Genomic DNA, 24,143 nt, shown 5'->3' on the forward strand with positions numbered 1-24,143 from the left:
TAAAAGTTAAAATAATCTGCAATTAAAAGACTCTTTTAGTTTACTTTCGTAAAAATCAAATGATTCCCCCCGGATTCTGATTACGAAATTCTTAACCTACTATTAAAATTTAGCTAACTAATTTTAAAGTAGATTTCTAATGACATTTTTAAAACTTGAAGATTCCTCAAATCGCTCAATTTTATCCTATTTATGTCTAGCATTGATTTTAATCTCATTTTCTAGTTGTTCTGTACCTTCCATGTTGGATACAGATAATTACGGTAGAGATCATACTGTTTATGCTGTTGATTTTGATCCTAGAAATTTGAGCAGTATCACTATCTCCAAAATGGATGAAGGGAATTGGGAAGATCTGGGTAAAGTTAGAAATAACGAAGAGGCGCGCTTTAATATCTCTATAGAAGGAGATTTTATGATTGTAAGTGCTAATAGCAAACAGATGGATGAGCCAACTTACCAGACTTGGCTAAATCATGCACGCCAAGATTTAGGAATGTCTGTTGATGAAGAATATCATTTATTTTCCACAGTAGAAGATGGTTGGATTTATGAAATAGACTTAATAAAGAATCCTCTCTTAGAAGAAAGTGCTCACAGAATTTTAATGTATGAACAACGATAATCCCTACTTTGTTGTTTATTCATGGCTGCCTAATTTGGCGGCCATTTTTGTACAAAAATAATAACTCCTACATATTAAATTTACTTATTTTCCCCTATTTGAAGTAGTAATTAAAATATTGTAACTACCTGACTAATAAATTAAAATAGGGGAAATCCCTCCCTTATTTCTCAAAAAAACATGTATTTCATAGATGAAATTTAACATTACATCTAATAAATTTCATATTCCTTTTTTAACTAAATTTTTAGAATAAATTTACTTTAGAATTAAGGCGAAAACGCAATTGACCCCAAATCGATTTGTTAAGATCTCCCCTAAAAATATCTTCAGCTTCAATTCTATTTCGAGAATACTAATTTATTGAACTAACATCTTTAATGAATATAATTTTAGTCATTAAGGAGATAAATAATTAAATAGCTAGTTGATATTATTTCAACAAATCATTCCTAAAGAAAATATTATGATCTGGAAAACTACTCTCTCCCTACTCTTTTTACTTCCAAGTTTTTTTGCTCTTTCTGCTCAAAATATAAAGGCTTACGAAATAACGGAGTACCTGGCACAAAATTCTAATAAAAAGACTAGTGTTAGTACAATGAAAACAAAGAGCAGTGCACAAGCAGCAGTGCCGCTTCAGGTATTAGCTTACGATTTGGTTCCAACAGTATTTATTGAAAGTAATGAGATCAACGCTTATGATGAAAAGTCTCCAATTAAAGCTGAGGTTGATTTTAAATCCTTTTCAAAACTTTTAAAAGCGAACTCCCTTTTTGAAAAAGTGGAGCTTTTAGTTATAAAATTTGATGATGCTGCTTCGTTACCATCAACTATAGATTTTTCTAAAATATCAGGATTTAGCTCTTTAAAATATATCTATATCATTTGTCCATTCAATTGTTCAAATACCGAGATAGAAAAAATTGCTATGGAACTTCCTTCTGGAGTTGTATTGCTTTACTCCACCTCTATTCCTCAATAAATAGCATTAAACGTTTACTCTAATACGGCGTATTATGAAACAAAATTACTATCTAAAAGCTGAAAGATCGATGTTGAAAGTATATGTAGCCTTGCTACTCTTTATTATCGGAGGTATTTTCAATATCAGTGCACAGGTTAGAACAGATTTTACACAAAGAACTTCTGTAGCATCTCCAGAGAAAAAAGTTTATAATGTAAATGGAGATTTCGCCATTATTGGAAATACCAACATGACGTTATCTGCTTACAGCGACAGTAAGAATAACAGTAACAATTCTATGCAAAAAGTGGATAAGGATGGTATTTCAAGTACCAATAACTCTTCTTCTGCAGAATTGCTATTTTCCAATGAAAATAATGCTTCTAAAGAATGTTCTGAAGTAATTTATGCCGGACTATACTGGACCGCGCGTACTAACGATATTAGTACTACTAGCAATAAGAGAAAAATAAAGTTAAAAGGTCCTAATGATACATCTTACAAAGTATTTAATGCAGCAGCATCAGACATAAAGTTTCCTGGAGATGATAATATGTATGTTGGGTACGCAGAGGTTACAGATCTTGTAAAAAGTAATGGATCTGGAGAGTATTGGGTAGCAGACATGGAACTTTCTGAAGGAAATGGTGGCTCTACCGGATATTATGGTGGATGGGGAATGGTTGTGATCTATGAGAATGCACAAATGAATCTTAGAGACATTACTGTTTTTGACGGTTACGCATATGTAAGAGGTCAGGTAACTCAAAATTATGAGATTCCTGTTTCCGGTTTCAATACAGCTCAGTCTGGTCCTATCAACATGAAATTGGGACTTATGGCTGGGGAAGGTGATAGAGGTATATCTGGGGATTATTTTGAAATTAAAAAACTCGATGGTTCTTGGTTGCGCTTAAATCATAGCAACACCACCTCTAATAACTTCTTTAACTCATCAATTTCAACTTCTGGAAATCGCAATCCAAACTTAGTGAACAACACAGGTTTGGATATCAACATTTTAAATATTCCTAACTCAGATAAGTCGGTAATAACCAATAATCAAACTTCAACTAAGTTTAGATATGGTACTACTCAAGATACCTATGTGATTTACAATATGGTCTTGTCTGTTGATGCATATCAGCCAAATATTGAAGGTATTAGTGCTTTATCGAGTATAAACTCTAACAATTCTCCTTCTGCAAATACAGAAGCTTTTCCTGGAGATGTTATTACTTATAAAGTACAAGTAAAGAATAAAGGTAATGAGCCAATTAAAAATTCTAAACTGGTTATTCCTGTACCTTACAACGTTTCTTATGTAAATAACAGTGCGGTTGGAACTTTTAACTTCACTCCTACTACTCCAAATTCTATTACTTACGATCCTAGCTTAGGAGCTACCGGATCTATAATATGGAATATAGGAACTTTACCGGTTGCCTCTAATACCAACTCGGTTCTAGGAGAATTAACAGTGAAGTTTAAGATAACAGAAGATTGTACCATCTTAAAGAATTCTATTTGCGGTGATGGAAATAACATCACGTTTAAAGGTTCTTTAAGCGGAATTGGAGAGATCACAGATATTCCTGTGAATGATAAAGATCTTATTCAAGGTTATACAGATAATACTACGTGTGAAGGTCAACCAATTACAGCACCTTTAAAAACTAAGATTAATGCTACTTATTTCATAGCGAACAACTGTCAGAACACTCCAGATAAAAGAGTCTTTAATTACTGTAATAGAGAAAATCCAATTTCTATTACAGAAGTTAATTCTGCTTTTCCAACTGGAACAAGATTCTATAATAGCTATCCGGTAGAAGACAATACAACAGAATATACTATTAACAATCCATTCCCGAATACTTCCGGTACGAATAACTATTATGCCATAGTTCCTGGTTCTCAAGATTGCTACATAGCATTCGATATTGTTATTGAAAATATCTCATCAATCCCTACAACTACGAATGTAGAATATTGTGTGAATGTTGAGGCGCAGCCATTAAGTGCTGATCCAAGTAAAGCAGGTTACCAACTTTTTTATTATACTAGTAATGACGAAGCGGCTTCGCCTCAAACAAGTATAGTTCCAAATACAGATATTGCCGGCGATTTTACGTATTACGTTGCAGAAGGACCTTCTGCTAGCTGTATTAGCAAAAATAAGGTTGCAATTAAAGTAAAAATCAACGCAAAGCCAATTGTTGATAAACCTTCAAATGTTGAGACTTGTGATTCATATACTTTACCGGAATTAACAAATGGTAAATATTATGCACAACCAAACGGTGTAAATTTAATTGAGGCAGGTACCAAAATCATCGAAACTAAAACAGTTTATATATATGCTCCTGCAAATGGATCTTGTGAAGCTGCTCAATATAATTTTAATGTTAGCATTAAGAAAAGTACTATTACTTCAGAAGATGTAACTTCTTGTGATAGCTATTCTTGGAACGGTAAAACTTATACTGAATCTGGATCGTATACTTTCGAGAGCAAAAATGACGCAGGGTGTACCAATGTTGCAACGCTGAATCTTACAATTACTAAAAGCACTACTACTACAGAAGATGTAACTTCTTGTGATAGCTACACCTGGAACGGAAAAACTTATACTGAATCTGGAGCGTATACTTACGAGAGTAAAAATGATGCAGGATGTACCAATGTTGCAACGCTGAATCTTACTATCACTAAAAGCACGACTACTTCAGAAGATGTAACTTCTTGTGATAGCTATTCTTGGAATGGAAGAACTTATACTGAATCTGGATCTTATACTTTTGAGAGTAAGAATGATGCAGGGTGTACGAATGTTGCAACGCTGAATCTTACCATTACTAAAACTACTACCACTACAGAAGATGTCACTTCTTGTGATAGCTACGCTTGGAATGGTAATACTTATACTGAATCTGGATCGTATACGTTCGAGAGTAAAAATGACGCAGGGTGTACCAATGTTGCAACACTGAATCTTAAAATTACTAAAAGTACTACTACTTCAGAAGATGTAACTTCTTGTGATAGCTACGCTTGGAATGGTAAAACTTATACTGAATCTGGATCTTATACTTACGAAAGTACGAATGACGCAGGGTGTACCAATGTTGCAACGCTGAATCTTACTATCACTAAAAGTACTATTACTTCAGAAGATGTAACTTCTTGTGATAGCTACACCTGGAACGGAAAAACTTATACTGAATCTGGATCGTATACTTACGAGAGTAAAAATGATGCAGGGTGTACCAATGTTGCAACGCTGAATCTTACCATTACTAAAAGCACTACCACTACAGAAGATATAACTTCTTGCGATAGCTACGCTTGGAACGGTAAAACTTATACTGAATCTGGATCTTATACTTACGAAAGTAAGAATGATGCAGGGTGTACCAATGTTGCAACGCTGAATCTTACCATTACTAAAAGCACTACCACTACAGAAGATATAACTTCTTGCGATAGCTACGCTTGGAACGGTAAAACTTATACTGAATCTGGATCGTATACTTACGAAAGTAAGAATGATGCAGGATGTACAAATGTTGCAACGCTGAATCTAACTATTACTAAAAGCACTACTACTACAGAAGATGTAACTTCTTGTGATAACTACACCTGGAACGGAAAAACTTATACTGAATCTGGATCGTATACTTACGAAAGCAAGAATGATGCTGGTTGTACAAATGTTGCAACGCTGAATCTTACCATTACTAAAAGCACTACTACTTCATTAGATGTAACTTCTTGTGATAGCTACGCTTGGAATGGTCAAACTTATACTGAATCTGGATCGTATACGTTCGAGAGTAAAAATGACGCGGGTTGTACAAATGTTGCAACGCTGAATCTAACCATTACTAAAAGTACTACTACTTCATTAGATGTAACTTCTTGTGATAGCTATTCTTGGAACGGAAAAACTTATACTGAATCTGGAGCGTATACTTACGAAAGCAAGAATGATGCTGGTTGTACAAATGTTGCAACACTGAATCTTACCATTACTAAAAGCACTACCACTACAGAAGATGTAACTTCTTGTGATAGCTACGCTTGGAATGGTCAAACTTATACTGAATCTGGATCGTATACGTTCGAGAGTAAAAATGATGCAGGTTGCACCAATGTTGCAACGCTGAATCTTACCATTACTAAAAGCACTACTACTACAGAAGATGTAACTTCTTGTGATAGCTACACCTGGAACGGAAAAACTTATACTGAATCTGGAGCATATACTTACGAGAGTAAAAATGATGCAGGGTGTACCAATGTTGCAACACTGAATCTTACCATTACTAAAACTACTACCACTACAGAAGATGTAACTTCTTGTGATAGCTATTCTTGGAACGGTAAAACTTATACTGAATCTGGATCGTATACTTTCGAGAGCAAAAATGACGCAGGGTGTACCAATGTTGCAACGCTGAATCTTACAATTACTAAAAGCACTACTACTACAGAAGATGTAACTTCTTGTGATAGCTACGCTTGGAACGGAAAAACTTATACTGAATCTGGAGCGTATACTTACGAGAGTAAAAATGATGCAGGATGTACCAATGTTGCAACGCTGAATCTTACTATCACTAAAAGCACGACTACTTCAGAAGATGTAACTTCTTGTGATAGCTATTCTTGGAATGGAAGAACTTATACTGAATCTGGATCTTATACTTTTGAGAGTAAGAATGATGCAGGGTGTACGAATGTTGCAACACTGAATCTTACCATTACTAAAAGTACTACCACTACAGAAGATGTCACTTCTTGTGATAGCTACGCTTGGAATGGTAAAACTTATACTGAATCTGGATCGTATACTTACGAAAGTAAAAATGACGCAGGTTGTACCAATGTTGCAACGCTGAATCTTACCATTACTAAAAGCACTACTACTTCAGAAGATGTGACTTCTTGTGATAGCTACGCTTGGAACGGTAAAACTTATACTGAATCTGGATCGTATACTTTTGAGAGTAAAAATGATGCTGGTTGTACCAATGTTGCAACGCTGAATCTTACTATCACTAAAAGCACGACTACTTCAGAAGATGTCACTTCTTGTGATAGCTATTCTTGGAACGGAAAAACTTATACTGAATCTGGATCTTATACTTACGAAAATAAGAATGACGCAGGGTGTACCAATGTTGCAACGCTGAATCTTACTATCACTAAAAGCACGACTACTTCAGAAGATGTCACTTCTTGTGATAGCTATTCTTGGAACGGAAAAACTTATACTGAATCTGGAGCGTATACGTTCGAGAGTAAAAATGACGCAGGTTGTACCAATGTTGCAACGCTGAATCTTACCATTACTAAAAGCACTACTACTTCAGAAGATGTGACTTCTTGTGATAGCTACGCTTGGAACGGTAAAACTTATACTGAATCTGGATCGTATACTTTTGAGAGTAAAAATGATGCTGGTTGTACGAATGTTGCAACGCTGAATCTTACCATTACTAAAACTACTACCACTACAGAAGATGTAACTTCTTGTGATAGCTATTCTTGGAACGGTAAAACTTATACTGAATCTGGAACATATACTTACGAAAGCAAAAATGATGCAGGGTGTACCAATGTTGCAACACTGAATCTTACCATTACTAAAACTACTACCACTACAGAAGATGTCACTTCTTGTGATAGCTACGCTTGGAATGGTAAAACTTATACTGAATCTGGATCGTATACTTTCGAAAGTAAAAATGACGCAGGGTGTACCAATGTTGCAACACTGAATCTTACCATTAATATTACACCAAAAGATCCGGATCTAATTTCCGTATCAAACACAACCTGTAATCTAAATAACGGTTCAATTTTAATTAATGAGATAGCTGGAGTTGAATTTAGCATTAATGGTGTAGATTATCAATCAAGTGGATTATTTAGCAACCTTAAGACAGGAATTTATAACATAACTGCTAGATTGGTAGGTGGAGATTGTATCTCATCTCCTTCCGAAGTAGAAATAGAAGCAATTCCAGATACTGAAGATCCAACTTTTGGACCTGTGGCTACTATTGAAGTTGACACTGATCCTAGAAAATGTGGTGCGGTAGTTTCTTTTGAAGCTCCAATAGCAACAGACAACTGTGAGGGTACGATAGTAACCTTAAATGAAGGAAGCCTTGCTTCTGGAAGTGAATTCCCTGTTGGAACTAGCATAGTAACTTATACTGCAACAGATGCTGCAGGTAATACTTCAACTGTTTCTTTTGATGTGATCGTAACAGACAATCAAGATCCTACAATTGCTTGTCCTTCCAACATATCGCAAACTACTGCTTCTGGTGAGAACTTTTCAATCGTAGAATTTGAAGATGCTACAGCTACAGACAACTGTGAGGTAACCGTAGAACAAACTGCCGGACTTCCTTCTGGAAGCCAGTTCCCTATCGGAATCTCTACTGTAACCTTTACTGCTACAGATGCTTCTGGAAATACTGCAGAATGTAGCTTCACTGTAACCGTGAAGGGTGCTCCAATTGCTGTTGATGATGCAGTTTCTACAGATGAAGATACTGCGGTAACTATTTCAGTTCTTGATAATGATTCAGATCCTGATGGAGATGTTCTTACGGTAATTAGCAACACCAATCCAAGCAACGGAATTGTAGTTCTTAATGAAGACGGAACTTTCACTTATACTCCTAACCCAGACTTTAACGGTGTAGATTCTTTTGAATACACAATTTCAGATGGAAACGGAGGAACAGATACTGCTACAGTTACTATTACTGTGGTTGGTGTAAATGATGCTCCGGTAGCGGTGGATGATGCAGTTTCAACAGATGAAGATACTGCGGTAACGATTTCAGTTCTTAATAACGATTCAGATCCTGATGGAGATGTTCTTACAGTAATTAGCAACACCAATCCAAGTAACGGAACTGTAGTTCTTAATGAAGACGGAACTTTTACTTATACTCCTAACCCAAACTTTAAAGGTGTAGATTCTTTTGAATACACAATTTCAGATGGAAACGGAGGAACAGATACTGCTACAGTTACTATTACTGTGGTTGGTGTAAATGATGCTCCGGTAGCGGTGGATGATGCAGTTTCAACAAACGAAGATACTGCGGTAACGATTTCAGTTCTTAATAACGATTCAGATCCTGATGGAGACGTTCTTACGGTAATTAGTAACACAAATCCTTCAAACGGAACTGTAGTTCTTAATGAAGACGGAACTTTCACTTATACTCCTAACCCAGACTTTAACGGTGTAGATTCTTTTGAATACACAATTTCAGATGGAAACGGCGGGACAGATACTGCTACAGTTACTATTACTGTGGTTGGTGTAAATGATGCTCCGGTAGCGGTGGATGATGTAGTTTCAACAAACGAAGATACTGCGGTAACGATTTCAGTTCTTAATAACGATTCAGATCCTGATGGAGATGTTCTTACGGTAATTAGTAACACAAATCCTTCAAACGGAACTGTAGTTCTTAATGAAGACGGAACTTTCACTTATACTCCTAACCCAGACTTTAACGGTGTAGATTCTTTTGAATACACAATTTCAGATGGAAACGGAGGAACAGATACTGCTACAGTTACTATTACTGTGGTTGGTGTAAATGATGCTCCGGTAGCAGTTGATGATGCAGTTTCAACAGATGAAGATACTGCGGTAACAATTTCAGTTCTTAATAACGATTCAGATCCTGATGGAGATGTTCTTACGGTAATTAGCAACACAAATCCTTCAAACGGAACTGTAGTTCTTAATGAAGACGGAACTTTCACTTATACTCCTAATAACAATTTCAACGGAGTAGATTCTTTTGAATACACAATTTCAGATGGAAACGGCGGAACAGATTCTGCTACAGTTACTATTACTGTAATTGGTGTAAACGATGCTCCGGTAGCGGTGGATGATGCAGTTTCAACAGATGAAGATACTGCAGTAACAATTTCAGTTCTTAATAATGATTCAGATCCTGATGGAGACATTCTTACGGTAATTAGCAACACCAATCCTTCAAACGGAACTGTAGTTCTTAATGAAGACGGAACTTTCACTTATACTCCTAACCCAGACTTTAACGGAGTAGATTCTTTTGAATACACAATTTCAGATGGAAACGGCGGAACAGATTCTGCTACTGTAACTATAACTGTGGTTGGTGTAAATGATGCTCCGGTAGCGGTGGATGATGCAGTTTCTACAGATGAAGATACTGCGGTAACGATTTCAGTTCTAGATAATGATTCAGATCCTGATGGAGACGTTCTTACTGTAATTAGTAACACCAATCCAAGTAACGGAACTGTAGTTCTTAATGAAGATGGAACTTTCACTTATACTCCTAACCCAGACTTTAACGGAGTAGATTCTTTTGAATACACAATTTCAGATGGAAACGGCGGAACAGATTCTGCTACAGTTACTATAACTGTGGTTGGTGTAAATGATGCTCCGGTAGCGGTGGATGATGCAGCTTCAACAAACGAAGATACTGCGGTAACAATTTCAGTTCTTAATAACGATTCAGATCCTGATGGAGATGTTCTTACGGTAATTAGCAACACCAATCCAAGTAACGGAACTGTAGTTCTTAATGAAGACGGAACTTTCACTTATACTCCTAATAACAATTTCAACGGTGTAGATTATTTTGAATACACAATTTCAGATGGAAACGGAGGAACAGATACTGCTACTGTAACTATTACTGTGGTTGGTGTAAATGATGCTCCGGTAGCGGTGGATGATGCAGTTTCTACAAACGAAGATACTGCAGTAACGATTTCAGTTCTAGATAATGATTCAGATCCTGATGGAGACATTCTTACGGTAATTAGCAACACCAATCCTTCAAACGGAACTGTAGTTCTTAATGAAGACGGAACTTTCACTTATACTCCTAACCCAGACTTTAACGGTGTAGATTCTTTTGAATACACAATTTCAGATGGAAACGGCGGAACAGATACTGCTACAGTAACTATTACTGTGGTTGGTGTAAATGATGCTCCAATTGCTGTTGATGATTCAGCTTCAACAAACGAAGATACAGCAGTGACTATTTCAGTTGTAGATAATGATTCAGATCCTGATGGAGACGTTCTTACGGTAATTAGCAACACCAATCCAAGCAACGGAACTGTAGTTCTTAATGAAGACGGAACTTTCATTTATACTCCTAACCCAGACTTTAACGGTGTAGATTCTTTTGAATACACAATTTCAGATGGAAACGGTGGAACAGATACTGCTACAGTTACTATTACCGTGGTTGGTGTAAATGATGCTCCAATTGCTGTTGATGATGCAGTTTCTACAGATGAAGATACTGCGGTAACTATTTCAGTTCTTGATAATGATTCAGATCCTGATGGAGACGTTCTTACGGTAATTAGCAACACCAATCCTTCAAACGGAACTGTAGTTCTTAATGAAGACGGAACTTTCACTTATACTCCTAACCCAGACTTTAACGGAACAGATTCTTTTGAATACACAATTTCAGATGGAAACGGCGGAACAGATACTGCTACAGTTACTATTACTGTGAATGGTGCAGATCCTGTTTCACCAGAAGCACCAGTGGTAATATCTATAGAGCAGCCTACATGTGCTGTTCCAAGCGGAGCTATTACAGTTCAAACGGAAATTGGATTAACCTACAGCATCAACGGAGTAGATTATCAAGATAGCGGTGTATTTATTAATCTTGAACCTGGCACCTATAATGTAACTGCTAGAAACGCAACAGAAATGGTTTCTGAAGCAACTGTTGTAGTTCTTAACGGGGTAAGTGCTCAGGTCATAGACACACTCACTGTTGATCTGTGTATAGAGGATGTGGAGTTTGATCTTTTCGAATTATTAGTTGGAGATTATGACACCTCTGGAATTTGGTCTGATCCTGCAGCTACAGGCGCCCTTTCTGGTAATAGTATAGATCCATCGAAATTAACTGTAGGCACCTACACATTCAATTATAATATAAGTGGAGCTTGTAGCAGCACAACTGCGGTTACTGTCTTTATTAATGATGATTGTATAGTATTACCTTGTGGTCAATCTGATGTGAGAGATAGTATTTCAAAAGTGGTAACTCCAAACGGTGATCAGAAGAATGATACATTTAATATCGGACAAGATTTAGATTGTGGTTTCACTTATAGCGTTAAGATCTTTAATAGATGGGGTGCAGAAGTGTATAGCCAAAAAGACTATAGAAACAACTGGGATGGCTTCTCAAATAAATCTGTAACTAGCTCTAATCAGTTACCTTCCGGAACTTACTACTATATTGTAGAGGTTGTAGGTAGTGGTTTAGAACCAATTCAAGGATACATCTACTTAGGAACAAAATAAAGCTCTAAAAACATGAAAAATTTCTATATCCTAATATCGATAGTTTTTGCTGGTCTGTCTTCAACTCAGGCTCAGCAATTACCACAGTTCACCCAGTATATGTATAATACCATATCTGTAAACCCTGCGTATGCCGGGAGTAGAGACGGATTTTCACTTACTGCATTAAACAGAAACCAATGGGTTGGTATAGAAGGTGCTCCTCGTACCCAAACTCTCTCTCTTCATTCTCCTTTAAGAAATGAACGAATTGGGGTTGGACTGTCTGTTATAAATGACAAAACAGGTTATGAGAATTACACGTATATCTACGGAGATGTTTCTTATACAATTCCTGTAGGACAAGAAACAACATTATCTTTTGGTATAAAAGGTGGATTTAGCTATTACGATCTGGATGAGGATCTATTTACAGATCCTCAGGTTATGGATGATCCTTTTTTTAGAGATCAGTTTAACAAATGGACTCCAAATGTAGGTGCAGGATTGTATCTCTCTGCTCAAAACTGGTACGTGGGTCTTTCTGCTCCAAAACTGATAAATAATGATAATAACGACTTTAATCAATATGTAGCTTTGGAACAAGTTCATTATTATTTAACCGGGGGTTATGTTTTCGACCTTAATGACACTTGGAAATTAAGACCAACAGCTTTAGCAAAAGCTACTAGCGGTGCTCCTTTATCTGTAGACATTTCTGCAACTACCATTTATGATGAAAAGTTATATTTAGGTGCTACTTACAGAATAGATGATGCAATTGGTGCCTTTGTAGATTTTAGAGTATTTGAACCTCTACGTATTGGATACGCTTATGAATATAGCATTTCAGACCTTAGACCTTACACCTCTGGTTCTCACGAGATCATTTTGATCTACGAATTTAGATTTAGAAACACCAGATATAAATCTCCAAGATTTTTCTAACATTAATAAAACTATTATGAAGAATTTCAACTACTTAATACTTCTGCTCATTATTGGAAATAGTTTTATAGCTTCAGCTCAAAACTCCAAACAGAGAAAAGCAGACAGGTTATATAACGATCTTGCTTACCTGGAAGCTGTAGATATCTATAAAGAATTAATTGAAAAAGATTTTAATACAGCTTATAATAAACAACAACTTGCAGATAGTTATAGCAAATTAAGACGTCCAGAAGATGCAGTGTACTACTATACCGATGTTGTAAAACAAGCAGATGTTTCTCCAGAGTACTATTTTAAGTTCGCTCAGGCTTTGAGAGGTGTTAAGAGATATGATGAGTCTAGAACATGGTTAGCTAAATATCAGGAAACAGGAAAAAACACTTCAGATGTAAAAGAGCTTCTTTCTGATGATATGTCTAAGATAAAGAACCGGGATGATTACACTTTAGAAAAAGCTAAATTCAATTCAGATCTTAGTGATTTTGGAGCTTATGAAAAAAACGGTGTTACCTATTTAATATCTGCTAGAAATGAAGCGATGCCAAAAAATAAAAAAGTTTATTCCTGGAATGGGGAACCTTTTTTAGATATCTATATAGTAAAAGATGAGATGGTCTCTCCTATTTCCGGAGATGTAAATAGCGTATTGCATGATGGCCCACTTAGCATCACCAATGATGGAAAGTATCTATATTTCACCAGAAATAATTATATAAACAATAAAGAAGGGAAAAAGGATAAAAAATCTACCAACAATTTAAAGATCTATAGAGCAACAAATCTTAATGGCTCTTGGAAAGAGGTGGTAGAACTTCCTTTTAACGATAATGAATATTCTGTAGGCCACCCAAGTTTAAGTTCAGATAATAAATCGTTGTATTTTACCTCAGACATGCCTGGTGGACAAGGTGGAACAGATATATATAAAGTGGAGATCACGGGAGATAATACCTATGGTGTTCCTGTTAATTTAGGGAAAGAGATCAACACTAGCTTAGATGAAGCTTTTCCTTTCTTAACTACAGAAAATATTCTTTACTTCTCCTCCAACGGTCATTTAGGATTAGGATTAATGGATATTTTTAAAACAGATCTTAACACTACAAGTTTAGAAATAACCAATCTTGGCGCTCCTATTAACAGTAGTAAAGATGACTTTGCCTATTTTCAAAAATCTGAAGAGAATACTGGCTGGATAGCATCAAATAGGGATGGTATTAATGATGATGTCTACGAATTTAATCTCCTTAAACCACTAGTTCTAAAAGGTACGGTAACAGATGATGTGAACAATCTTCCTATTGCGAATGCTACTATTAGATTAATGGGATCTGATAATTCTCAATTTGCATTTCTTGAAACCGATAATGATGGAAAATATACTACCATTATCAGTAGAGATACAAAATATCCATTTGAAGCAAAACATATAGAATACACCGAAAAATCTGGAGAAATAAGTTCTTTTGATCTGGGTAACAAAGAAGAGTTGATCTATGATATACAGTTAAGTCCTATTCCGGATGTAGAATATTTAGCAGAGATCAATAACATCTATTTTGATTTCGACAAATCTAATATTCGTAAAGATGCAGCTACAGAACTAGATAAGTTGGTTGCATTAATGACAGAAAAATATCCTAATCTGGTAATAGAAATTGGTTCTCATACAGATTTTAGAGGAAGTGATGCATACAATGAGGCATTAGCAATTAGGAGAGCAGAGTCTACTTATAATTATTTAGTAAGTCATGGAATTGCTCCAGAAAGAATAGTAGCTTATAAAGGTTATGGAGAAAAGCAACCAGCTGTAAAATGCGATACTTGCAACTCAAAACAACATCAATTAAATAGAAGATCGATGTTTAAAGTAGTTAAAATGAAGTAAGATTATAAAATTCCTTCAACATAAATATATTAGTTATAGATCCCGCAAATAGCGGGATCTTTTATTTAGTAGCCTTAGATAACGAATTACCAACAGCATTGAACATTATTTCATACCATAAGATTGCTTCACAATTCATCTAAAATTGGTAAATTATAGAAAGAGTTATTAAATTAAAAAATTAAGAATATGAAATTAGGTGCGTTCTCGGTAAGTCTAAATGTTAAAGACATTGAAGTTTCTAAAAAATTCTATCTGAACTTAGGGTTTAAAGTAATAGGTGGTTCAATGGAGCAAAATTACCTTATCATGAAAAATCAGAATGCTGTAATCGGTTTGTTTCAGGGAATATTTGATAAGAATATTTTGACCTTTAATCCCGGATGGGATGCAAATGGAGAAACTGTTAAAGATTTTGATGATATCAGAAAGATTCAGAAAGAATTAAAAGCTAATGGAATTACTTTAGAAAAGGAAGTGAATGAGGACACTACGGGACCTGCAAATTTTATACTTACAGATCCAGATGGAAATTTCATACTTATAGATCAACACATTTAAAAACCGTTCTTAAGATATCATATAAATATTTTGAGAGTATTAGAAACACCATGATAATAATTAATCTAAGCTTACCTATTAGCTTTTGAAAGATAAGGAGTAGCTGTCTTATCTAAAGTCATTATTAAATCTTATAAGGACAAAGAAACTCTTAGAAGAAAATGTTTTATGAAAATAAAAAGATCCCGCTAATGCGAGATCTTTATTCTAATTAAACGTATGCTAAAGGCTAACTAATTATAATAAAAAAATTATTCTAAGTACTAACTATTATCTCTTTACGAAAATATTCGTAAAGTAATTCTTTCCATTATCGTCACTATCTACAGCGATACCAAAATGTGTAAAGTCTCCTTCTACATTTGCTTTATGTCCTTCGCTCGCTAACCAAGCCTGAACGACTGCAGCTGCTGTTCTATAACCATACCCTACATTTTCACTTACAGAAGAGGCACCCACATCTTTAACCAAAGCATTAAATCTTTTGTCAAAATCTGAATGATTAACTAATTTATTCTCTACCATATAATCTGTATGGTCTTCCGCCTGAAAAGTAATGTCATCTATTCTACCAAGCTTGTTCAATCCTAAACTTTGGCGGTGTGCATTAACTGCGGTAAGTATTTCAAGTTCAATATTGCTATAAGAAACATTATCAGAAAGAATTTCTGCTTTAAGGTTACTTTGTTCCTGCAGAACATCGGTATCTTTTGAACAAGATGTAAGCGTAAGAGTGCAAATTAATACGGCACAAAGGTGTTTGGTAATTTTCAACATATGCTAGTAGATTAGTTAGATTTGGGATTACTAAAATACTAATATAATCGACTAAATACACGATGAAATACACCTTTTATCGATATTATGCGAATTTTAACACTTTTTGTAAGACTCTACTGACAATATTTATGTCAATTAAGCGTTGAACGACATACTTGTAAGAAATGACTTACAAGTATTTTCTAATATTCGAATGATTTTCCATCATCTGCAAGTTGAACTCGAGGAAATACGGTTTCAGCCTCGCTTTTAAACGGTAAAATGCTGCCATATCTGGTAGAATAATGGCCTAGTATAAGATTCTTAACCTCAGCATCTTTTGCGATAGTTGCCGCTTCTATTGCTGTAGAATGTTTAGTAGGTTCTGCCAGTTCTTTATTCTCTTCTAAAAAGGTAGATTCATGATACAGGACAGTAGCATTTTTAATTTGTGGAATGATCTTCGGATAATACATAGTATCACTACAGTATGCATATGATTTTGGAGGATCCGGTTCTGTAGTAACTAGATGATTAGCAATGGTCTCTCCATCATTATTAACTACATCTTTTCCCATTTTCAAACTTTGGTAAAGGGCAACATCAATGTTACGTTCCACCGCTTCGTTGATCAGCAGTTTTCTAAGTCCGGGCTTTTCTTTAAAAAGAAATCCGTTGGTATAAATTCTGTGTTTTAATGGAATGGTCTCTACAGTTACTTTATCATCTTCATAGATAAGCTGAGATTCTTTACTTTCCAATTCATGAAAATAAAGCGGATAGTTGGTCCAGGAGTTGGAAAGTTTCAATTGTAGGGTAATGATCTCTTTTATTCCTTTAGGTCCGTAAACATGCAATTCTGTATCTCTGTTAAGCAGTCTGAAGGTGGAGATAAGCCCAACAAGCCCAAAACAATGGTCACCATGTAAATGTGAGATAAAGATGTGCTTGATCTTAGAGAATTTTATTTTATTACGCCTTAGCTCCACTTGAGAACCTTCACCACAATCTATCATGAAAAGATGATTATTGATATCTAAAACCTGTGCTGTTGGATTTGTGAAAGATCTGGGAGTGGCTGCGTAACAACCTAAAATTGTAAGTTTCATGCTTATGTTTTTTGGAACTCGTATTGAGTTGGAGTAAATGGAAGAAAAATTTAGAATCCGAGTTCTCTTTCTAATTCTTCCATTTTAATAATATCTGTAGCTTCTAATAACGTTGGAACCACAATTAGTTCTTCTGGAACTTGATCTATATTTATAGCATCGTTTACGATAACAAAAGATTTCTTCTCTGCTCTATGTATATTAGAAATCTCTAAGAACATTAGTAATTCTTCTAATTCAAGATCTCCTTTTTTAAGAACATCTACAATTACATTATCTTCTTTAAATATGGAATGATTTTGAGACATGTAATTTGCAAAGCCAGCAATATCATTCTTCTCATCTTTCAGGATCTTATAATTGTCTTTCTCAATAATCTTCATAGTTCTAAATTTTATTATAGCGCTTAGTGTTTGATTTTGGAGGCTAAAAGGTAAATAACAGCCATTCTCACTGCCACACCATTCTGTACCTGATCTAGAATTATAGCCTGTTTAGAATCTGCTACATCGCTAGTGATCTCCACTCCTCTATTTATTGGGCCAGGATGCATCACCACAATTTCTTTATTCAAAGAATCGAGTATCTTCTTATTCAGACCGAATTGTTGCGTGTATTCTCTGGTACTTGGAAAATAGCTGATTTCCATACGTTCATTTTGAACTCGCAACATGTTTGCCACGTCACACCATTCTAATGCTTTTATTAAATTGGTCTCTACTCCTACTCCTAAAGATTCTATATATTTTGGGATCAGTGTTTTTGGTCCGCAAACCTTTACCTCTGCACCTTGAAGTTTCAGAGCAAAAATATTTGAAAGGGCAACTCTACTGTGCAGAATATCACCCACTATCAATACTTTCTTTCCTTTAACTTCACCTAATTTTTCTCTGATAGAATAAGAATCTAGTAAAGCTTGGGTTGGATGCTCATGAGTTCCATCTCCTGCATTTATAATACTTGCATCTACATGTTTAGAAAGAAAAATTCCTGCTCCCGGATTCGGATGACGCATTACCACCATATCTACCTTCATGGCAAGAATATTATTTACGGTATCTATAAGCGTTTCCCCTTTTTTTACTGAAGAAGAAGCAGCAGAAAAATTAATTACATCTGCACTCAATCGTTTTTCAGCAAGTTCAAAAGAAAGTCGGGTTCTGGTACTATTCTCAAAGAATAAGTTGGCTATGGTAATATCGCGTAGAGAAGGAACTTTTTTAATGGGCCTATTGATCACTTCTTTAAAATGATCTGCCGTTTTAAAGATAAGTTCGATATCTTCCGGCTTCAGATATTTAATTCCCAATAAGTGGTTTACACTTAATTCGCTCATGGATTACTTGCTTTTAAATTATCCCATTTTCAGGATTCATTTTATTTTGAATACACATAAACAGCATCTTCCCCTTGAATTTCTTTCCAGTGCACTTTTACCTGCTCATCATTAATAGCATCTACTTGTCGCCCATTATAATCTGGCTGAATTGGTAAATGTCTACTAAACCTTCTATCTATAAGGGTAAGCAGTTCTATTTCTTTAGGTCTTCCAAAAGATTGAATGGCAGTTAGTGCGGCGCGAATGCTTCGGCCTGTATAAAGAACATCATCTATAAAGATCACATTCATATCTTCTACTATAAAATCGATCTTGGTTTTATTGGCTTCTAAAGGTTTATCACCTCTTCTAAAATCATCTCTATAGAAAGTGATATCTAATTGCCCGTGTGGAATATTCTTCAGTTTATATTCCTCCTCCAGAATAGTTACAATTCGGTTTGCCAGAAAGGTTCCTCTTGGCTGAATTCCAATAATAACCGTATTTTCAAGATTAGGATGATTCTCAATTAACTGACAGGCCAAACGATGAAGTATAATGTTGATTTCTTTTGCATTAAGAAATACTTTTTGGCTCATAATCTATAGTGCTGAAGTTGTAAAAACAAAAGTAAGATTTTTTTGATAGAAGAACATAATCACATTCTAACTTTTGCACAAACCAATTGATGTTTTCAATAAAAAATGATTTTTTACTTTTCTAAATTGCAGATGCTCATTGCCCATTTTAAGCTATCTTTGCAGCAACAAATACTACATGAGTTTTACACTTCTTTCTTCCCCATTGCAGGGTTTCACCGATTTCAGATTTAGAAATGCACAACACCACTATTTTGGTGGAATAGACACGTATTATGCCCCCTACATACGTTTGGATGGGAAGCTGATCGTAAAAAATTCTTATAAGCGAGATCTGTTACCGGAGCATAACAATACCTTAGAAGTAATTCCGCAAGTGATTACCAACGATGCTGAAGAATTTTTATTTGTTGCTAAATATGTTCGTGAATTAGGATACAAAGAACTCAACTGGAATTTGGGTTGTCCTTACCCGATGGTTACTAAACGCGGAATGGGTTCCGGATTGATCAATGATCCTGAAAGAATAGATAATATTTTGGACCGTGCTCATTCTGAAACCGACATTTTGGTTTCTATGAAAATGAGGATGGGGTATGAAGACAGTACCGAGATCTTAGACACTTTACCTATTTTAGATAAATATCCACTGAAGAATATCGCCATTCACGCCAGAATTGGAAAGCAATTATACAAAGGTGGTGTAGATCTGGAATCCTTTCAGCGATGTTTGGATAATACCAAACACAAGATGTATTATAATGGAGATATTACTACCGTTGCCGGATTTAAGGAGATGCAACAACGCTTTCCGCAGATAGACCATTGGATGATTGGCCGCGGTTTAATTGCCGATCCTTTTCTTCCTTCAATGATTAAAGCTGATACTACCGAATATCCCAAAGACAGATGGCAGCAATTCAGAGAATTTCATGATACCATTTATCATCAGTACGATGAGGCTTTAAGCGGTCCTACTCCTATCAAGATGAAAATGCAGGGATTTTGGAGTTATTTCTCACAGACGTTCTCCAATCCGCAGAAAACCTTTAAAAAGATCAAAAAGGCAAATAATCAAAAAGCATATTTACAAGCGGTTACAGAGATCTTAAAGAGCGAACAATAACTTACCTTTGTTGCTTCAATTTTAATTTGCAATGCAGAAAGATCTCCTACTTATTACCCCGCCTTTTACTCAATTAAATACGCCATATCCTGCAACGGCTTATTTAAAGGGCTTTCTGAACACCAAGAACATCAGTTCTTATCAGATGGATTTGGGGATCGAAGTTATTTTAGAGCTTTTTTCTAAGCATACTTTAAGCGAATTATTTGAGATCGCTGCAGAAAATGAAACCATTACTTCAGAAAATTGTGAGCGTATCTATGCTTTACGAGCTCATTACCTAAAACCTTTAGATGATGTTATAAGGTTTTTACAAGGAAAAGATCAAACTCTGGCAAGACAGATCTGCACCGGAAATTTTCTACCAAAAGCTTCCAGGTTTGAGCAGTTGGATGATATGGAATATGCTTTTGGTTCTATGGGAATGCAAGATAAAGCCAAGCATTTAGCTACTTTATTTCTCGAAGATCTTTCAGATTTTATTATTGAATGTATCGATGAGAATTTTGGTTTTAGTAGATATGCAGAAAGATTAGGTAGAAGCGCTAATTCTTTTGATGAATTGTATGAGCATCTTCAAGAAGAGATCAGTTTTATAGACGATATCAGTATAGATATTTTAAGCAGAAGAATAGAAGAAGTTCAGCCAAAACTCATCTGTTTTTCGGTGCCATTTCCGGGGAATCTTTTTAGCGCTTTTAGAGCAGCGCAATATATCAAAGAAAACTATCCTGAAATAAAGATCGCTATGGGTGGTGGTTTTCCTAACACCGAATTAAGATCGCTTACCGATGTTCGCGTTTTTGAATTCTTCGATTTTATTACGTTGGATGATGGAGAATTGCCTATAGAAATTCTTATTTCAAATGTTTTGGATCCAACTTCAGCAAATCCAGATCATCAAAAATTTAAACGCACCTTTTTACTTCAAAATGGAGAAGTAACTTATAACAACACTTCGCTCCGTTCAGATTATAAACAAAATCAATTAGGCACTCCAGATTATGGAGACTTGCCACTTTCAGAATATATTTCTGTAATAGAGATCGCCAACCCCATGCACAGTCTTTGGAGTGATGGCCGATGGAATAAGCTTACCATGGCACACGGATGTTATTGGGGAAAATGTACTTTTTGCGACATCTCTTTAGATTACATCAAACTATATGAGCCAATTGCTGCCAAAATATTGGTGGACAGAATGGAGCAACTTATTGCGCAAACGGGAGAAACCGGTTTTCACTTTGTAGATGAAGCCGCTCCCCCAGCCTTAATGCGATCTTTAGCCTTGGAAATTATCAAGAGAAAACTAACGGTTACTTGGTGGGCAAACATCAGGTTTGAAAAGAACTTTACTAAAGATCTTTGTTTGTTGCTGAAAGAATCTGGTTGTATTGCAATTTCCGGCGGGTTGGAAGTAGCTTCAGACAGACTTTTGAAGCTTATTGACAAAGGTGTAACAGTGGCACAGGTAGCTCAGGTTACACGCAATCTTACCGAAGCTAACATCATGGTGCATTCTTACCTTATGTACGGCTACCCTACGCAAACCGTTCAGGAAACGGTAGATAGTTTGGAAATGATAAGACAATTGTTTGAAATTGGTGTTTTGCAATCTGGCTTCTGGCATCAATTCGCTTTAACCGCTCACAGTCCTGTTGGGTTAGATCCAGATGCTTATGGAATTATTCCGCAGTATAATGAGATCAGTTTTGCAAATAACGATGTAGATTTTAGAGATAGTACAGGAATAGACCATTCCAAATTCAGCTTCGGATTAAAAAAATCTTTATTCAATTATATGCACGGGATTGGCTTTGAACTTCCGCTGCAGGAATGGTTCGATTTTAAGATCCCTCAAACCACTATTAAATTCGATTTTATCGAGCAATGCTTGGAAGATGAAACAAGCTTCAGCGTTAAACCAAATGCGAAAGTGGTTTGGTTGGGTGGAATTCCTCAAGTAGTAGAACAAGTAAAAACTAAAAAAGGATTTACCAACCATCAGTTAGTGATGAAGTTTCATGATATTTCTGAAAGTTTCAGCATTATTATAGAAAAAGAAACTGGCGAATGGCTGCTAAATGCTTTAGAACAATTATCTCCTTACGAAGAAAAATTACTTACTTATAAGCAGTTAAAAACAGATTTTGATAGTCAGTTTGAAGATTTTGAATTGTTCTGGTTCTCAAAACCAATCCGAATTTTAAAAGATCACGGTTTGTTGGTTCTTTAGACCACCAAAAAATTATTAGAGACCTGAAATTTTTCAGATAATTTAATAACTTAAGATTCTTATTTTTAGTACTTTAACTCATTATTCTTTAAAGATGGAGCAAGTACGACTATTTCCGCTAAATCATAAGAGGGCCCTGCAAATTGGGATCGCTTTTAAATTTGATAATGAGCTAAAAACTCATATTAAACAACTTACAGACCTTAATTGGAGCAAAACGCATTCTTGCTTTTATGTACCATTCACTCAAAAGAATAAAGCTGAATTGTATTGGCATCTTAAAAAAGTGAATTGTGAAATGGATTATTCCAGATTGCAAAGCTTTAAACTTGAGGTTACAGAAACTCAGGAAATTTTAAAATTTTCTCCCTCAGATCATGTTGATACGATGAGAGAGTTCGAAAGTTATCTAAATGGAAACAGGTATAGCCAGAGCACGGTGGATACTTATTGTCATTTTGTTTCTATGCTCTTAAAGTTTTTGAAGAAACCCGTTTCAGAATTTACCAATAGAGATATTGAGTTGTTTGTTGAAAAGGAGATTGCAGCACCGGGATATTCTATAAGTACACATAGGCAATGTATAAGTGCGTTAAAGCATTTTGCAGATCTGCATGAGCAATCTCAAATTGATTCTGATAAGTTAAAACGACCCGATAAAAGTAAATATCTGCCGGTGGTACTTTCTAAAGAACAGGTGATAGATCTATTACGTGCCACTAGAAATTTAAAACATCGAGCGGTGTTGGCGCTTATCTATTCTTCTGGACTAAGGGTTGGGGAATTGCTGAGTTTACAGATCAAGGAAATTGATGTAGATAGAAAGCAAATTTTGATTAAGAATGGAAAAGGTAGAAAAGACCGTTATGTGATGTTAGCTGAAAGTTTTATTCCGCTGCTTTTAAATTATCTGGGAACTTACAGACCAGAGAGATACTTTGTAGAAGGTCAGGAAGGTGAGGTTTACAGTTCGTCTTCGGTACGCATGTTCTTAAAGATAGCCTGTAGAAGAGCTAAGATCAACAAAAAAGTGACACCCCATACATTGCGACACTCTTACGCTACCCATATGTTGGAGAATGGTATAGATCTAAGATACATTCAAGAACTCTTAGGCCACAGCAGACCGGAAACTACGATGATCTACACACACGTAACTCAACGCGACCTGATGAAGATTAGAAGTCCATTGGATGTCACTTTAGGCGCACTCGCCAAAACTGCTAATACCGATGGAAACCTGCGCTTATCCCGGAACATTCTCGAATAAATAAGTATATTGCTGTGGATATAACATGTTGCAAAGCAGTTTTTAGAAAGAAATAACTCAAAATATTAGAGTGAAAACCTGAACTGAAAAAACAATTTTTTAATACAGATAAGCCGACTCTTTGAAGATTTTAGAGAAAATAAAACGGAGCTCTGAATTTTAAATAAAGAAGATTAAAGGATAAAAATTTTGAAAATAAGAAGCTCTTAAAATCAGTCCGCAAACTAACTCAGTCGCGAAAAAGTAACAAAATATTTAGAGTTATTATTCTGACATTTACTCAAGAATGAAAATTAGTAAAAACTGAATGTTCACATAAATAATCTGAATTTTACTCGAGAATGATAAATGAATAAGAAAAA

At 35.5% G+C, this 24,143-nt stretch carries 14 protein-coding genes; 9 read left to right on the plus strand and 5 right to left on the minus strand.

Annotation, left to right across the window (positions count from 1 at the left end; translation table 11 throughout):
• Positions 1–139: 139 nt before the first annotated feature.
• The 6 genes from BLT84_RS13280 (at position 140) to BLT84_RS13305 (ending at position 15,364) form a co-directional block, all read left to right on the plus strand.
• Positions 140–625: a hypothetical protein gene (locus BLT84_RS13280; protein WP_091266593.1), complete on the plus strand. Its 486-nt coding sequence runs from the start codon at positions 140–142 to the stop codon at positions 623–625.
• A gap of 466 nt (positions 626–1,091) precedes the next feature.
• Complete coding sequence (locus tag BLT84_RS13285) at positions 1,092–1,610, plus strand: hypothetical protein (RefSeq protein WP_157717936.1); 519 nt, start codon at positions 1,092–1,094, stop codon at positions 1,608–1,610.
• Positions 1,611–1,644: 34 nt separating this feature from the next.
• Positions 1,645–11,985, plus strand: coding sequence for a tandem-95 repeat protein (locus BLT84_RS13290; RefSeq protein ID WP_091266600.1), 10,341 nt, complete (start codon positions 1,645–1,647; stop codon positions 11,983–11,985).
• A gap of 12 nt (positions 11,986–11,997) precedes the next feature.
• Positions 11,998–12,912, plus strand: a complete 915-nt coding sequence (locus tag BLT84_RS13295; protein WP_034893211.1) for a type IX secretion system membrane protein PorP/SprF — start codon at positions 11,998–12,000, stop codon at positions 12,910–12,912.
• Positions 12,913–12,928: 16 nt separating this feature from the next.
• Positions 12,929–14,803 carry an OmpA family protein gene (locus BLT84_RS13300; protein WP_091266604.1) on the plus strand — a complete coding sequence of 625 codons (1,875 nt, stop codon included), beginning with the start codon at positions 12,929–12,931 and terminating at the stop codon, positions 14,801–14,803.
• 189 nt (positions 14,804–14,992) lie between these two features.
• A complete protein-coding gene (locus tag BLT84_RS13305; protein WP_091266607.1) occupies positions 14,993–15,364 on the plus strand; it encodes a VOC family protein in 372 nt (123 codons plus the stop codon).
• Positions 15,365–15,634: 270 nt separating this feature from the next.
• On the opposite strand, the gene BLT84_RS13310 is transcribed toward BLT84_RS13305, so the two are convergent.
• From BLT84_RS13310 to pyrR, 5 genes are all read right to left on the minus strand, one after another.
• Complete coding sequence (locus BLT84_RS13310; protein WP_091266614.1) at positions 15,635–16,141, minus strand: CAP domain-containing protein; 507 nt, start codon at positions 16,139–16,141, stop codon at positions 15,635–15,637.
• Between the two features lie 185 nt (positions 16,142–16,326).
• A complete protein-coding gene (locus BLT84_RS13315; RefSeq protein ID WP_091266617.1) occupies positions 16,327–17,232 on the minus strand; it encodes a ribonuclease Z in 906 nt (301 codons plus the stop codon).
• Between the two features lie 50 nt (positions 17,233–17,282).
• Positions 17,283–17,615, minus strand: a complete 333-nt coding sequence (locus BLT84_RS13320; protein ID WP_091266621.1) for a ribonuclease Z — start codon at positions 17,613–17,615, stop codon at positions 17,283–17,285.
• 23 nt (positions 17,616–17,638) lie between these two features.
• Positions 17,639–18,568 carry an aspartate carbamoyltransferase catalytic subunit gene (locus BLT84_RS13325; RefSeq protein WP_034893222.1) on the minus strand — a complete coding sequence of 310 codons (930 nt, stop codon included), beginning with the start codon at positions 18,566–18,568 and terminating at the stop codon, positions 17,639–17,641.
• Positions 18,569–18,609: 41 nt separating this feature from the next.
• A complete protein-coding gene (gene pyrR / locus BLT84_RS13330) occupies positions 18,610–19,149 on the minus strand; it encodes a bifunctional pyr operon transcriptional regulator/uracil phosphoribosyltransferase PyrR (protein ID WP_091266624.1) in 540 nt (179 codons plus the stop codon).
• A gap of 178 nt (positions 19,150–19,327) precedes the next feature.
• Here pyrR and BLT84_RS13335 point away from each other — a divergent pair, with 178 nt between their 5' ends.
• The 3 genes from BLT84_RS13335 to xerA all read left to right on the plus strand — a co-directional run bounded on the left by BLT84_RS13335 (position 19,328) and on the right by xerA (position 23,781).
• Positions 19,328–20,275: a tRNA dihydrouridine synthase gene (locus BLT84_RS13335; RefSeq protein ID WP_091266627.1), complete on the plus strand. Its 948-nt coding sequence runs from the start codon at positions 19,328–19,330 to the stop codon at positions 20,273–20,275.
• A 31-nt stretch (positions 20,276–20,306) separates the two neighbouring features.
• Positions 20,307–22,511, plus strand: a complete 2,205-nt coding sequence (locus BLT84_RS13340; protein WP_091266630.1) for a B12-binding domain-containing radical SAM protein — start codon at positions 20,307–20,309, stop codon at positions 22,509–22,511.
• 94 nt (positions 22,512–22,605) lie between these two features.
• Positions 22,606–23,781 (plus strand): site-specific tyrosine recombinase/integron integrase, encoded by a 1,176-nt coding sequence (gene xerA / locus BLT84_RS13345; RefSeq protein WP_091266634.1) that lies wholly within the window; start codon positions 22,606–22,608, stop codon positions 23,779–23,781.
• Positions 23,782–24,143: the final 362 nt, after the last annotated feature.

It is taken from the genome of Gillisia sp. Hel1_33_143 (assembly GCF_900104765.1).
In the GTDB taxonomy this organism is placed as follows: domain Bacteria; phylum Bacteroidota; class Bacteroidia; order Flavobacteriales; family Flavobacteriaceae; genus Gillisia.

Excerpts from the sequence above, each read along its gene's own strand:
- BLT84_RS13320 (WP_091266621.1), bottom strand. The coding sequence starts at position 17,615 with ATGAAGATTATTGAGAAAGACAATTATAAGATCCTGAAAGATGAGAAG.
- pyrR (WP_091266624.1), bottom strand. The coding sequence starts at position 19,149 with ATGAGCCAAAAAGTATTTCTTAATGCAAAAGAAATCAACATTATACTT.
- BLT84_RS13325 (WP_034893222.1), bottom strand. The coding sequence starts at position 18,568 with ATGAGCGAATTAAGTGTAAACCACTTATTGGGAATTAAATATCTGAAG.
- BLT84_RS13285 (WP_157717936.1), top strand. The coding sequence starts at position 1,092 with ATGATCTGGAAAACTACTCTCTCCCTACTCTTTTTACTTCCAAGTTTT.
- BLT84_RS13295 (WP_034893211.1), top strand. The coding sequence starts at position 11,998 with ATGAAAAATTTCTATATCCTAATATCGATAGTTTTTGCTGGTCTGTCT.
- BLT84_RS13335 (WP_091266627.1), top strand. The coding sequence starts at position 19,328 with ATGAGTTTTACACTTCTTTCTTCCCCATTGCAGGGTTTCACCGATTTC.
- BLT84_RS13315 (WP_091266617.1), bottom strand. The coding sequence starts at position 17,232 with ATGAAACTTACAATTTTAGGTTGTTACGCAGCCACTCCCAGATCTTTC.
- BLT84_RS13305 (WP_091266607.1), top strand. The coding sequence starts at position 14,993 with ATGAAATTAGGTGCGTTCTCGGTAAGTCTAAATGTTAAAGACATTGAA.
- xerA (WP_091266634.1), top strand. The coding sequence starts at position 22,606 with ATGGAGCAAGTACGACTATTTCCGCTAAATCATAAGAGGGCCCTGCAA.
- BLT84_RS13300 (WP_091266604.1), top strand. The coding sequence starts at position 12,929 with ATGAAGAATTTCAACTACTTAATACTTCTGCTCATTATTGGAAATAGT.
- BLT84_RS13280 (WP_091266593.1), top strand. The coding sequence starts at position 140 with ATGACATTTTTAAAACTTGAAGATTCCTCAAATCGCTCAATTTTATCC.
- BLT84_RS13290 (WP_091266600.1), top strand. The coding sequence starts at position 1,645 with ATGAAACAAAATTACTATCTAAAAGCTGAAAGATCGATGTTGAAAGTA.
- BLT84_RS13340 (WP_091266630.1), top strand. The coding sequence starts at position 20,307 with ATGCAGAAAGATCTCCTACTTATTACCCCGCCTTTTACTCAATTAAAT.
- BLT84_RS13310 (WP_091266614.1), bottom strand. The coding sequence starts at position 16,141 with ATGTTGAAAATTACCAAACACCTTTGTGCCGTATTAATTTGCACTCTT.